Source organism: Arthrobacter sp. alpha11c (assembly GCF_054149985.1).
The window spans coordinates 1,332,775-1,346,058 of sequence record NZ_CP196747.1; the positions used below are offsets into that span (position 1 = coordinate 1,332,775).

At 64.4% G+C, this 13,284-nt stretch carries 9 protein-coding genes; 7 read left to right on the forward strand and 2 right to left on the reverse strand.

Annotation, left to right across the window (positions count from 1 at the left end; genetic code table 11):
* Positions 1-34 precede the first annotated feature (34 nt).
* Complete coding sequence (locus ACTAQJ_RS06130; protein WP_431114790.1) at positions 35-1,498, forward strand: MGDG synthase family glycosyltransferase; 1,464 nt, start codon at positions 35-37, stop codon at positions 1,496-1,498.
* Positions 1,499-1,519: 21 nt separating this feature from the next.
* On the opposite strand, the gene ACTAQJ_RS06135 is transcribed toward ACTAQJ_RS06130, so the two are convergent.
* Positions 1,520-3,775: a beta-glucosidase gene (locus ACTAQJ_RS06135; RefSeq protein ID WP_498701450.1), complete on the reverse strand. Its 2,256-nt coding sequence runs from the start codon at positions 3,773-3,775 to the stop codon at positions 1,520-1,522.
* Positions 3,776-3,989: 214 nt separating this feature from the next.
* On the opposite strand from ACTAQJ_RS06135, the gene ACTAQJ_RS06140 reads away from it, so the two are divergent.
* Complete coding sequence (locus ACTAQJ_RS06140; RefSeq protein ID WP_498701451.1) at positions 3,990-4,520, forward strand: dihydrofolate reductase family protein; 531 nt, start codon at positions 3,990-3,992, stop codon at positions 4,518-4,520.
* A gap of 145 nt (positions 4,521-4,665) precedes the next feature.
* Here the strand turns inward: ACTAQJ_RS06140 and ACTAQJ_RS06145 are convergent, their stop codons facing one another.
* Positions 4,666-5,850, reverse strand: a complete 1,185-nt coding sequence (locus tag ACTAQJ_RS06145) for a cation:proton antiporter (protein WP_498701452.1) — start codon at positions 5,848-5,850, stop codon at positions 4,666-4,668.
* A 370-nt stretch (positions 5,851-6,220) separates the two neighbouring features.
* Between ACTAQJ_RS06145 and ACTAQJ_RS06150 the strand changes: the two genes are divergently transcribed.
* From ACTAQJ_RS06150 to katG, 5 genes are all read left to right on the forward strand, one after another.
* Entirely contained in the window at positions 6,221-6,820 is a 600-nt protein-coding gene (locus ACTAQJ_RS06150) for a TetR/AcrR family transcriptional regulator (protein WP_498701453.1), read from the forward strand.
* A complete protein-coding gene (locus tag ACTAQJ_RS06155; protein WP_498701454.1) occupies positions 6,817-8,610 on the forward strand; it encodes an alpha/beta fold hydrolase in 1,794 nt (597 codons plus the stop codon). The genes ACTAQJ_RS06150 and ACTAQJ_RS06155 overlap by 4 nt, the downstream gene beginning before the upstream one ends.
* Positions 8,611-8,759: 149 nt before the next feature.
* Positions 8,760-9,389, forward strand: a complete 630-nt coding sequence (gene yczE, locus ACTAQJ_RS06160; RefSeq protein ID WP_431114784.1) for a membrane protein YczE — start codon at positions 8,760-8,762, stop codon at positions 9,387-9,389.
* Positions 9,390-9,858: 469 nt separating this feature from the next.
* A complete protein-coding gene (locus tag ACTAQJ_RS06165) occupies positions 9,859-10,374 on the forward strand; it encodes an OsmC family protein (protein WP_431114783.1) in 516 nt (171 codons plus the stop codon).
* Positions 10,375-10,972: 598 nt separating this feature from the next.
* A complete protein-coding gene (gene katG / locus ACTAQJ_RS06170; protein ID WP_498701455.1) occupies positions 10,973-13,267 on the forward strand; it encodes a catalase/peroxidase HPI in 2,295 nt (764 codons plus the stop codon).
* Positions 13,268-13,284 lie beyond the last annotated feature (17 nt).

The window sequence follows — 13,284 nt, forward strand, 5'->3', positions numbered from 1 at the left end:
CCTTATAGGTAGTGCAGCCTGCTAGCCTCTCCTCATGCGCACAACGTCGGCACGAACCAAAGCCACCGCCGGCGGACAGCGCGTACTAATCCTGTCCGCAGGCGTGGGATCGGGGCACAACAGCGCAGCGGCGGCGGTACAGCAAGCATGTGGCGCACGCGCTGACATCGCCGAGGTGCAGGTGCTTGACGTGCTGCAGGTGAGCAGCGTGCTCTACCGCGCGCTGCTGGGCAAGGGTTACTTCGTCCTGGTGGAGGGCTTGCCCTGGCTGGTCGAGTGGGGCTACGACATAAGCAATCCGCCGTACCGGCGCCGTGGCCCGATCGACCCCTGGACGCGGGTGAACGCCAGTCCGGTCGTCAGTGCCATCAAGCGGTTCCGGCCGACGGCGATTGTGTGCACGCATTTCCTCCCTGCCCAGCTGTTGGCCTCACTGCTCCTTCGTGGCGTGGTTGACGCGAAGACCGCCGTCGTAACCACCGACTACGACTTCCAAGGTTTGTCGCTCTCGGGCGCGTTCCACAAGATCTTTGTGGCCAGGGAGGAGGGGAGGGTGGAGCTGCTGGCGCTCGGTCTTCCTTCCGATCGTGTCGCTGCCACAGGAATCCCGATCACCAAACAGCCCAATCCCGCGCCCGTACGTGATACCAACAAGCCACCGCTGCTGCTCATCTCGGCGGGCGCGACCGGCGGGGACTACGCTGTCTCGGTGGTGCGGCAGACGATGCATATGCGCTCGGCGTTCACGGCCACCGTCGTGTGCGGACACAACGATGAGTTGCGGAAGCGCATCGAGGCGCTGGTTGCGTCAGCTGGCGACCGTTACCGCGTGCTCGGCTTCACGACCGAAATGCCACAGCTACTGCAGCGCGCGGATCTGTTCGTGGGAAAGCCGGGCGGGCTCTCGGCGTCGGAGTGCATGGCTGCCAGCCTGCCCATGGTACTTGTGAACCCCATCCCGGGCCAGGAGGTACGCAACGGCGATTACCTCATGGAGCAGGGGGCGGCCGTCCGCTGCAACGCAGCCGCGACGATCGGCTGGAAGATCGATGAGGTGCTGCGCGAGCCCGGCCGCTTACAGCGGATGCAGGCGGCCGCGCGGAGAACCGGACGCCCTGACGCCGCGGCGGATGTAATGAGCAGCCTGCTGGGCGGGCCGTCCCGTCCGCTGGTCGTGACCCGCGCGGCGCAAAGGACAGTTCTTGCGGCCAGCGAGCAGCGCTTCGTCGCGACCGATCTCACGGGACCCTCCTCATTACTCCGCTTGGTCGACCGGGCTTCGGGCAGCACAGTTGCTCTGCTGCAAGCCGAGGAGCTGGCGGATCTGCAGAAGCGGTATGCGACTCCGAACGGGGACCTGGTGCTGCGGCCCGGCAAGGCGTCCCTATTGCTCCATTGGGAGGAACGTCGGTTGCTCCGCGCCATGCTGCGGGGCGACGACGCGCTGCCTGTCAGCGTCGAAGGGCCGCCGGCACCCTTTCGCGACCTACCCCGGTGATCCGCGAGACCCCTATCGGCATCAGGCCGGCTGACCGTCCGAGATGCCTTCCTCGTCGATCGGCGCCTCCCGGCGTCGCAAGGGGACGGCGTTCTCCCAGCTGACCGGGCTGTGTTGGCTGGCGAGCAGGGCCCAGTCCCCCGCCCGGGGCGACCAGTGCCTCGTGGTCGGATCGCGCTGCAGGGTGGGCCCAGCATCCAGGGCGACCCGCACTATCGTCTCCGCGCCCGGCTGCAGCGTCACTTTACGGAAGCCCAGTAGCTGAGCCACAGGTCTGCGGAGGGACACATCCGCAGCGTAGACCTGAACAACGGTCGAGCCCTCGCGGTCTCCTTTGTTCGTTACGAGCACGTCCGCGTTGCCGCCTGTGTCGTCGAATCCGTGGTCCAGAAGCCTGTGTTCGATCGTCGTGTAGCCCAAGCCGAATCCGAACGGAAACGCGGGGATATGTCCCTCGCCGTCCAACCGGCGCTGACCCCATTTATCGTCATAGACAACGGACTTTGCCGCGGGGTCGAACAATGGCAGATGCGCGGCGTCCGTTGGCAGCACAAACGGCAGACGACCGCCGGGTTCCTCACTGCCGGTCAGCACGCCCGCAAGCGCGCGACCGCCTTCCATGCCGCCATACCAGGCGAGGAGGAGCGCTGGCACGCGGCCCCGCCATGTCTCCGTGAGGATCGCGCTGCCGCTGATCAGCACGACGACGGTCCGGGGGTTCGCGGCGACGACCGCGTGGATGAGGCGCTCATCAGAGGGGCGCAGGCTGAGCGAGCTGCGGTCGCCACCCCGGACGAAGCGCGAGGCCAGGTGTGCCAGGCCGATGAGCACACGACGGAGTGGACCTGAGCCAAAGGTCCGACCGAGCACGCCGACGTCGACGCCTCCCGTGACGACGGACTCGCCCTCATCGTGCTGGTCCAGCCCGACGACGACGATCGCCGTCTCCGCCGCGGCTGCCATCGCGGCCGCGGCGCGCTCGTTCCGACCGGTGGTGGTGGTGATCCGCACCCCGGGAAACGCCTCACGCAGCCCCTGCAGCGGTGACACAGTGGAAGGAGGCCGGACGCGTGAGGAGCCATGATCGCCAAGGTTCGGTCGCGCCGCGAGCCGTCCGATCACCGTGAGATGTCGGGTAGTGGGACTCAATGGCAGTAGCGGCGCCTCGCCGACGGTTTCGTTCTTCAGCAGGACGATCGACTCTGCGGCTACCTGGCGGGCAAGCGCCCGGTGCGCCGGAGAGGCGATGAGGGCGGCGGTTGGGGCCGCTAGCTCCCGGGTCGCGGCATGCTGCACGCAAGTGCGCAGGATGCGTCGCGCAGACTGCAGCACTGTCGCGCGGGCCAGGTCACCGTTCCGCAGCGCGGCCGGCAGTTCGCGGGCGCGCAGCAGCCGCAGCGGCATCTCCACGTCCATTCCCGCCTCCAGGCTGACGACCGCGTCGTGGGTGCCAAACACCCAGTCGCTCGTCACGAACCCGGAGAAATTCCATTCATCTCTCAACACGGTCGTGAGCAGGGCACGATTGACGTCCATGTATTCGCCTCGCACGCGGTTATAGGAACTCATAACGGAGTCCGCGCCGGCTTCCACAACGGCCTTGAAATGCGGCAGGTAGACCTCGTGCAAGGCGTGTTCGTCCACCGCCACGTCGACTTCGAAGCGCTCGTTCTCCATCGAGTTGAGCGCGAAGTGCTTCACGCACGCCATGACGTGCATACGTACGCCTCGCGTAAGGGCTGATCCCATCCGGCCAGTGAGCACCGGATCCTCCCCGTAGCACTCCTGCGCCCGGCCCCACCCAGGGTGGCGAAGCAGATTTACGCAGACCGAGGCCGAGTAGTCCGCTCCCCGTGCCCTGGTTTCCAAACCGATAGCGATCCCGACACGTTCCTCCAACGATGGATCCCAGGTCGCTGCCCGCGCAATCGTCACGGGGAAAGCCGTGGAGGCGCCGATCACGACGCCACGGCCACCATCGCTGAACCGAATGCCTGGTATGCCGAGCCGCGAGACCGCCCCCGCTACGAACGGGCGCCTACCGAGCAGTATCGGGATGAACGGGAGCAGCAACCTGGGCGAGTCGCCGTCGAGCAGCCCGAGGATCTCCCTATCCGTCATCCGGTCGATCAGCTGGTTCGCCGCTTCATCCGCGTTGATCTCACCCGCCCGGACTGCCCGGACTGCCTCGCCGTACGCGCTGCTCTCCGCCGTCATCGTCTCCGATGAAGCCGGCTCTTGCGTCAGCGCTGGTCGTCGTCCCGCAGTCATCTTCATGCACTAAAGTCTCCACCCTCCGCCCGTGCGCCCGCGCAATCTGGGGAATTGCCGCGTGACGTACGGTGCGGCGCAAATGGGCGTGGAGCGACAATATCCGGTTGTACCGTGGCGTATGGCACATCCGGTCAGAAGGAGAAGAACGCAATGTCCACAATCACTGTTTTCGAAAGCATCACCCTCGACGGCGTCATGCAGGGACCCGGCCGCACCGATGAAGACACCCGAGACGCGTTCACCCACGTGCGGGTGGGCCGATGGATACCAGGACGAGGTGTCAATGAAGTACGCCAGCGAGGGCATGAGCGCTGGGGGTGGCCTCCTGTTTGGCCACCGCACCTACCACGACGTCCTCGGATACTGGACCTCCATGGGGCCCAACCCATTCGTCGACGTACTGGTGGGCTCAGAAAAGTTTGTCGTCTCACACAACCCTGACGTCAAGCTGACCTACCCCAACAGCGAACTCCTCGTCGGAGATGCAGCGTCGACTGTAGCCGCGCTCAAGAACCACTACCCCCGCGACCTCATGATCATGGGCAGCGGTAAATTAGTGCGCCAGCTACACGCCGCAGGCCTGATCGATCAATACGCACTTCTTATTCACCCCATCGTGCTCGGATCAGGAACCCGCCTCTTCCCGGAGGGACCCCGTACCGACCTAAAGTTGGAACGCAGCATCCCCACCACCACCGGCGTGATCATTGCCGAATACAGCGTCACGCCCCCGAAGGAACAGAACTAAACGGCCGTGGCATGATTTGACGACGAAACAGGGTGGCCCACTTGATGATGCCCTGGTACTCAATCCGCACCAGACGTACGATCGCCTCACGCTATGGCAACAGCGCCGAACTCACGGACTGGCGGAAGTTGCCAGCCCAAACGAACTACGCAGCCGACGTCGGGCCGCCCCCGGATGCGTTGCCCGCCGGCGCCGGGCCGGGCTGCGTCAACGTGCGGGCGGCCCGTGAGCCTGCGGCGGTGCTCGCCGCGATGGTGATGAGGGCTCCGAGGATTATGGCCGCGGCTTCCCCCGCCGCCAACAAATGCAATTGGGAGCCGATCGTAGCGGCGGCAACCGGAACTCCCAACTGGGACGCTGCAAGCACCGCAAGCGGCAGAGGCTGGCCCAGTAGCCGCAGGCTTCCATGGACCAGCAGGGCACCCAGACCAAGGCAGATCCCGAGGAGAAGCATTCTGGGGCTTCCGGCGAGGGCGCGCAGATCCAGCGATGCGCCCAGCCAGACGAAGAACACTGGCCCCAGAAAGCCATCGCTGACGGCGAAGAGCTGATGAGCCAATCGCCGGGGCTCGCCCACCGCGGCGACCACCAGGCCGAAGGAGAACCCGGCCAGCATGATGGACACGTGACCCGCCACAGCAAGACCGGAGAGCGCGAACAGCACGGCAAGTTGGATCCTCAGCTCCAGGGCGAACTTCCGGTCCTCGGACACCTCATGCACCCGTCCGCGCGTGCCGTTGCGCTCCAGCCAGCGAAGCACGAAGAACAAAACCGCAGCGCAGGCCGCGACGACGGCTGCCCCGGCAGCTGCCCTCGTCGCATTGGATGGGTCGACAGCAAGCGGAAGCGCCACAATGCAGGCGATGTCCGCCACCGCCACTTGCGCCGTCGTCGTCAAAACCTTTGGTCCCCTCAGCCGCAGCGAATCGACGATCGGCAGGACCAAGGCTGCCGACGAGGACGCGAGCAGAACGATGTAAAGGGGAGCATGTCCGGTGCCGAAGGCAAAGGCAATGCCGATTCCGACGACGGCCGCCAACACTGCGGCGATGCCGGCACGCAGAGCACCCGCGCCCAGTGCCGGGCGGATAGCTTCGTCCCGCACTGGGACATGCGTTCCGGCGACGAACATGACGAGGGCAAACCCGACGTCGGCCACAAAGGTGAACGTGGCGTCCGAGGAGTCCACCAGACCCAAACCCGTACGCCCGATGGCCATACCAGCCAGTAACTGCCCCAGCACCACGGGAAAATGCCATTTCCGGGGAAGCGCCAGCAGTGGTCCCAGTAGCGCGACCGCGGCGATCAGCGAAAGCTGAAAGAACGACACCTTCCTCCTTCCACCGGCATGCGGTTGGCTTGCGGTAGTTACCGGGGCGCGTCAGCCAGTTTGAGAGAAATGTCGGTTTTTCCTCCGTGTAGTAGCTGGCATACCCGATGGTAGCCATCGGCAGCGATAGCGGGTATCCCTCGGGCCAGATCGCCCCTGATCCGCCCGCCCCACAACCACGTTGTTCAGCAGTCTCCCAGGTGGTGCTGTCCATCACGCCGGTTGGCTCCTCCCGCCAGGGCAACCTCCGGGAAGTCTTCGAAAGAAATAGGCGAAGCGCCGCCGAAGAATTCCAGTGCCACAGGGCCATGACGCTGTTGATGGCTTTTCACGGGTTTGCAAAATATGTAGACCGGTCTATTATTTCCTCATGGCATTCAAAGGAAACCTGACGAAGGCACGGCTTACAAAGTCCATGCTCCAGCTCATCCAGACCAGCGGCTACAGCGGCACGGGCCTGAACGCTGTGATCGAACACGCCGCAGCACCAAAGGGGTCGATCTACTTCCACTTCCCCGGCGGGAAGGAGGACCTGGGCCTCGCAGCGGTCGAGCTAGCCGCGAAGGAATTCGAGCTGCTGATTGCAGAGGCCGCAATTTCAGCGGGCAGCGCAGCTGAGGCTGCCCGCGCCGCGATTGAAGCCCTGACGACCATCGTCAGCGAGAGCAACTTCCGGTTGGGTTGCCCGGTCTCCGTCGTCACCCTGGAGATGGGCGCGGAGAGCGAGCGACTGCGGCGGGCGTGCGCCAGTGCCTTCGAGGCGTGGATCGCCCCGACGTCCTCGTTGCTTGAGGCAAGTGGTGTTGACGCCGAGGAGGCGCGGTCTTTGGCAACTGTCGTGGTGTCGACGATCGAGGGGGCGGTGATCGTCTCTCGCGCCATGCAGAGCACCCAACCCCTGGTTTCGGCCGCTGACGTTGTGGCGGAGCTCATCAACCTGCGCTGCGAGACCGGTGGGAGGACACGATGACACCACAAGAAGACTCCCGTCACGCCCTGGTCTTCGGGGCCTCGGGAATGGTCGGCCGTCACCTCGTCCTTGCCCTTGCCGAGGCCGGCGCGAACGTCACAGTGGCAGTTCGGACAGCCGAGTCCGGAGCGCGTGTCGAGCGATGGGTGAGGGAGCATGGCCTGACACGGGGCATCAGCACGACGATCGTCGACTTCGATGCTCCCGAGATCATCGCGGGCGGCCCCTCGGCATTCCCGTCCATCACCGAGATCCACAACTGCGCCGGGTCCTACCGATTCGGAATGACCGCCCAAGAGGCACGCAGCGCGAACGTCGGCATCGTCGAGAAGCTGATCGACTTCGCCGAAGACCTCCCCAACCTGCAGCGCGTCGTCCATGTGTCGGGCTACCGCGTCGGCGGACAGGACCCCACGACCGTCCCGTGGTCAGAGGACCACCGCACCGCGGTCTACAAGGAACTTGGCGCCTACGAAGCCTCAAAGCTGGAATCCGACGCCATCTTCCAGGCCCGGGCCCTGGAACGCGGAGTCCCCTGGACCATCGTCAATCCGTCCAGCCTGATCGGCGACAGCGTGACCGGGGAGTCCGACCAGCTCATCGGGCTGGCCACCACCATCGAGCAGATCTGGGACGGTACCGTTGCCGCACTGCCTGGAAACCAGACGACGTTCCTCCCGGTCGTCACGGTCGACTATCTGGCAGCCTTCATGACGGCAGCAGCGGTCGATCCGGCTGCTGCAGGCAAGGCCTATTGGATTCTTGACGACGCCACCCCGCCGCTGGCAGATCTGCTCACGCACGTGGGCCGGCATCTCGGGGTCAAGGTTCCGCGGGTCAGAATGCCGATCGGTGTCATCAAGCGACTCCCGCAGCGGATCACCAAGGCAGATCCCGAAACGCTCAGCTTCATGTCCGCCGACCGCTATCCGACAGATTCCGCCATCGAGTTCGCCGAAAGACACAGGATCCCAATGCCCGACGTGCTGGTGTCCCTGGAACGGTGGGCCGACCACCTGGCCGCGCATCGGTTCGGCGCCGTGATGGCTGAAGGCCGTCGGTTCGTCGACGTTGGCGGTCTGAGGACATTCGAGCTCGGCGTACCCAGGTCCAGCAAGGTGGTCTTTCCCGGCTTGCCGGTCAACGCAGACACGTGGGCCGAAGTGGCGGCGGGCATCGGCGCGCGCGTCGTGGACCTGCCCGGACTCGGCCTCAGCGGCGGAACAGGCGTTCAGGACTGGGAACAGTGGCTACCCGCTCTACTGGGTGGGGAACCCGCTGACCTCATCGGCCATTCGATCGGTGCGGCTGCAGCAGTAGTCGCGGCTGACCGGCTCCCGGTGCAGGTCAAGTCCCTCACGCTGATCGCACCGTTCTTCCTCCAAGCCCCGATGGGTGCTTCGGCCAGACTGCAGCCGCTCGTATGCACTTACTTGCGACACACTGACCCGGCGCGGCTGTCACACCAACTAACCGGGTCAGGAGCGAGTACGGCCGCTCTCGAGTCCAGTCTTAGAGACCTCAAGCGAAGCACTGCCAAGAGGGTGGCCGAGCAGCTCGCCCTTACAGGATCGAAGCAGTGGCGTGCCGAACTCCAGGAAGCGCTTAGGCGATTCAGCGGCCCGGTCCGCATCATCACAGGAAGCGAGGACCCAATCGCGCCAGGCGCGGCTGAGCAGCTCGAGTCACTTCCAAATGTTGAGCTGATCTTGGTACCGGGCGCCGCGCACCATCCGCAACTGACCCATAGCGATGCTCTCGTCCCTCTCATCAAAGGATCGGTCGCGTGAACGTCGCGTGGACAGGCGCCCTAGATTTCAGCCGCAGACAGGTATACGGGTGTCGTATGAGATCCACCAATGAGGCGTGAACCCGGAAGACAGCCAGAGGTTCAAACTGGCTACATATTTCAGGGCCAGTTTGCTGCGAGGCTGATGTGATGTTGATACGCAGAATCACTCAATTGCTCGCAGGCCTGTCGCTCTTCGGCTTTTCCATCGCGGTCCTCATCAAGGCTGGGCTTGGAATCTCACCTTGGGACATCTTTCATCAAGGTCTGGCCCGGCTGACGGGGGTCAGCACCGGAATGGTCATCATCGCGGTCAGTTTTCTCGTGCTCCTCTTGTGGATCCCACTGAGGATGCGCCCGGGCTGGGGCACTCTGGCGAACGCCGTGCTGATCGGCGCTTTCGTCGACTTGTCGATGCCATTGATCCCACAAGCCAACGGGCTACTCTGGCAAATCGTCTTTCTCGCCGGCGGACTGATGCTCCTGGCCGTCGCCAGCGCCTGCTATCTTGGGGCCTCCTTCGGCCCGGGTGCACGAGACGGGCTTATGACGGGCCTGGCCAAACGGACCGGCTGGTCGATCCGTACTTGCCGCACATTGATCGAGGTAACGGTAGCTGCAGCTGGCTGGTTGCTGGGCGGGACCCTCGGGATCGGGACCATGGCCGAAGCGTTTCTGATCGGACCGTTGATTCAGTGGCTCATGCCCTTGTTCAGTGTTCCTTCAGGCCCGCAAGAACCCTTGCTGGACAACACACTGCGCAAGCAGTCCGCCCCCTGAGCAGCGGCATCCGGGCGCATCGACTACGACTGAACCATCAAGCCTGACGCCTCCAGGCTGTCCGGGATGGCCTCAGGGTCCCGGACTCATAAGCCAGGGCCCTGTCGGCCGCGGCGCTTGCGGAGTGGACGCCCCTTTTCCCGGTTCGCGCGGCCAAGGCCGCCGCCACGGGTCGCCATCACTGAACAGGACTGCGCTGCCGAACCCCTGGCCCACCAGCCCTACAAGCCGCACCTCAGGTCAAAGGTCCCCAGAAGCGGATGTGGGCGCTGCCACCCCGGTGAATCTCACCGTACTGAACCGGGACCAGACCTTATTGTGTGAGCAGCTCAAGCTAGTATCTGAACAACGTTGTTACTAAAGCATGGCCGCATCAGATTCGCACTTCGCTGCCATGAGACACCCACGACCGACTCGTAGAGGTGTATTCTTGCCCGATTCGGTCCGCACCGGAAAAGGAGTGCCAGAGATGTCGCAATCGGAAGTAGCCCAAGCCATCAGCAGGTCCCGGCAGTACTTGAACGAAAGCCCGGAGAAAGCCCGCTCCCGCGACTCAACGGCCACGGCCGTGCTGGAAGAAGGGCTCCGGGTCCGCGTTGACGGCCCCCACAGCTGGTCCTTGGTGACGGACATGGGACCAGGAGTTGGCGGGAAGGGTTCGGCGCCTACTCCTGGATGGACGCTTCGCTCGGCAAGCGCCGCCTGCTTGGTCTCGCTCATCGCCATGCGTGCCGCCGAAAAGGGAGTGAGCCTAAACCTGCTCGAAGTCGATGTTGACAGTGAATCTGATGACCGCGGTCTGCTGGGAATCGGTAAGGACACTCCTGCAGGACCCCTTGGTGTCCGCACAGTGGTTCGCATAGCAGCCAATGACACCGAAGAGGCCGCTCTCCGCGACATCGTTCAATGGGCAGACGAGCACTCCCCCGTTGACGATGCGATCCGCCGTGCTGTCCCAGTGGAGCTGACCGTTGTGATCGGCTAAACCGAGACCGACCGATTAGGAAGCAGCATCCACAACCGTAAGAGGCTTGCAGCATCCTCGCAGCGACAGCTGCCTACCCTTTGGCTATCCGGGGCCCGGCCTTAGAGGCCATGACTGGCAATAGCCTTTCGCATCGCTCAGAGGTGCGGCGCTTCTTCCCTTGCGATCCAGCGAACCAGGCGTCGGTCGATTTTTGGAGGGCTCCAAGCAGATGCGCAGCGAAAGTCCTTCGGCCAGCGTACCCGGCCTGCCGGGCGCCCTCCCGTAGGACGGAGGATCGCTTTTCCTGGTTCAGCGTGCCGGCCGGGTTCACGGAATCTCCTCACAGGCGTTTTCTCCGACGAGAGATCCGTAACGAGCAAAGAATATGTTGACAACAAACCAGCCCTAGCACCACGCTGTTGGCTAAGGCGAGACTTGATGATCATTGCGGAACAGCACGCGGGTGGGGGTACTGTCACACAACACTTCTCGGTGCGGCAGGCAAGGGACGGTCCCTCCCGATGGGCTCTCCCCAGACGGGCGTTCAGGGCGCAATAGAAAACTTTGTACCGGCCCGAGCCGACGGCGAACTCGGCCAGATGAAAGGAAGAAAAATATGACCGATCCCCAAGAACATCCCCCAGCCCCCACTCCGGGGAGCGCGCAGGGCTTGAACCAGAAGGTGGAAGGCGGATGCCCGGTGGCCCACGGCAGTGCCACGGACCAGGGCAGCGAAAGTGAAAACCCGGCGATCGATTCCCCCCAGCCCAAAGGCCACCGACCGCGGACCAACCAGGACTGGTGGCCCAACCAGCTGGACCTTTCCGTGCTGCACACGCACGGCAAGTCAAGCAATCCGCTGGACCCGTCGTTCAGCTACCAGGAGGAATTCCAGAAGCTCGACCTCGAGGCTCTGAAGCGTGACATCACGGCGGTCCTGACTACCTCGCAGGATTGGTGGCCGGCGGACTTCGGCCACTACGGTGGTCTGATGATCCGCCTGAGCTGGCACGCGGCCGGTACCTACCGCGTCCATGACGGCCGCGGTGGAGCGGGAGACGGCAGCCAGCGGTTCGCGCCGCTCAACAGCTGGCCGGACAACGCCAACCTGGACAAGGCTCGGCGACTGCTGTGGCCGGTCAAGCAGAAGTACGGCCAGAAGCTCTCCTGGGCCGACCTGCTGGTCCTGGCCGGCAACGTCGCCTTGGAATCGATGGGCTTCGAGACCTTCGGCTTTGCCTTTGGCCGCGAGGACGTGTGGGAGCCCGAGCAGATCTTCTGGGGCCCTGAAGACGCCTGGCTCGGTGATGAGCGTTACGTGGGTGAAGGCCAGATGTCCGAGGACGTCGGTTCCACTGAAATGGGCCTGATCTACGTCAATCCCGAAGGCCCCATGGGCAACCCGGACCCGGTAGCTGCTGCCGCCTTCATCCGGGAGACGTTCAAGCGCATGGCGATGAACGACGAGGAGACCTTCGCGCTCATCGCCGGCGGCCACACGTTCGGCAAGACCCACGGCGCCGGCCCCGCCGATGCGCATGTGGGCTCCGAACCGGAGGCCGCCAACCTGGAGGCGCAGGGCCTGGGCTGGCTCAGCACCTACGGCAGTGGCAAAGGCGCGGACACCATCACCTCGGGCCTCGAGGTGACCTGGACGGACATGCCGACCCAGTGGAGCAACCGCTTCCTGGAGATCCTGTTCGAGTACGAGTGGGAACTGGTCAAGAGCCCTGGCGGTGCTCACCAATGGGTTGCCAAGGATGCTCCGAAGATCATCCCGGACGCGCACGACCCGGAGAAAAAGAACCGACCCACGATGCTGACGACGGACCTGTCACTGCGCTTCGACCCCGTCTACGAGGAAATCGGTCGCCGCTTCCTCAAGAACCCGGACGAGTTCGCCCTGGCGTTCGCCAAGGCCTGGTACAAGCTACTGCACCGCGACATGGGACCCGTTGGTCCCCACATGCTGGGCCCGTGGGTTCCGGAAGCCCAGCTGTGGCAGGATCCCGTTCCCGCCGTCGACCATGAACTGATCGACGAGCAGGACATCGCTTCGCTGAAGGCCAAGCTGTTGGGCTCCGGCCTGACCATCCCGCAGCTCGCGGGTACGGCCTGGGCCTCGGCGGCCACCTACCGCAAAACAGACCGGCGCGGCGGCGCCAACGGTGCAAGGATCCGCTTGGAGCCGCAGCGCAGCTGGGAAGCCTCCGAACCGGAGCAGCTGGCAACCGTTCTTCCGGTGCTCGAACGGGTGCAGGAGGAGTTCAACTCTGCGCAGGCTGGCGGCAAGAAGGTCTCCCTTGCAGACCTGATCGTCCTCGGCGGTGCCGCCGCGGTGGAAAAGGCCGCTGCCGACGCCGGATTCCCCATCACCGTGCCATTCCGGCCGGGACGCACCGATGCCGCCCAGGAGCAGACCGACGTCGAATCTTTCCAGTACCTGCAGCCCAAAGCTGACGGGTTCCGCAACTACCTGCGGCCCGGCTCGAAGCTCCCGCCGGAGAGCCTCCTGCTGGACAAGGCCTACATGCTGGACCTCACCGCACCGGAGATGACGGCGCTGGTAGGCGGCATGCGCGCTCTGGGCACCAACCTGGGCGGTTCCAGCCACGGCATGTTGACAGACAAGCCACAGGTCCTGAGCAACGACTTCTTCGTCAACCTGCTCTTGCCGGGCACCAAATGGAGGGCGTCGGAGTCGGAGGAGAACGTCTATGAGATCAACGACGCCGCCACCGGCGAGCTGAAGTGGACGGCCACCCCGGTGGACCTGGTCTTCGGGTCCAACTCACAGCTGCGCGCCCTTTCCGAGGTCTACGCCAGCGAAGACGCCAGGGAGAAGTTCGTCAACGACTTCGTGGCCGCGTGGGCCAAGGTCATGGAGCTGGACCGCTTCGACCTCAAGTAACAAGTTCAACTGAACCG

Coding starts and splice junctions, on each gene's coding strand:
- ACTAQJ_RS06130 (WP_431114790.1), top strand. CDS start 35: ATGCGCACAACGTCGGCACGAACCAAAGCCACCGCCGGCGGACAGCGC.
- katG (WP_498701455.1), top strand. CDS start 10,973: ATGACCGATCCCCAAGAACATCCCCCAGCCCCCACTCCGGGGAGCGCG.
- ACTAQJ_RS06165 (WP_431114783.1), top strand. CDS start 9,859: ATGTCGCAATCGGAAGTAGCCCAAGCCATCAGCAGGTCCCGGCAGTAC.
- ACTAQJ_RS06135 (WP_498701450.1), bottom strand. CDS start 3,775: ATGAAGATGACTGCGGGACGACGACCAGCGCTGACGCAAGAGCCGGCT.
- yczE (WP_431114784.1), top strand. CDS start 8,760: ATGTTGATACGCAGAATCACTCAATTGCTCGCAGGCCTGTCGCTCTTC.
- ACTAQJ_RS06140 (WP_498701451.1), top strand. CDS start 3,990: ATGAAGACACCCGAGACGCGTTCACCCACGTGCGGGTGGGCCGATGGA.
- ACTAQJ_RS06155 (WP_498701454.1), top strand. CDS start 6,817: ATGACACCACAAGAAGACTCCCGTCACGCCCTGGTCTTCGGGGCCTCG.
- ACTAQJ_RS06150 (WP_498701453.1), top strand. CDS start 6,221: ATGGCATTCAAAGGAAACCTGACGAAGGCACGGCTTACAAAGTCCATG.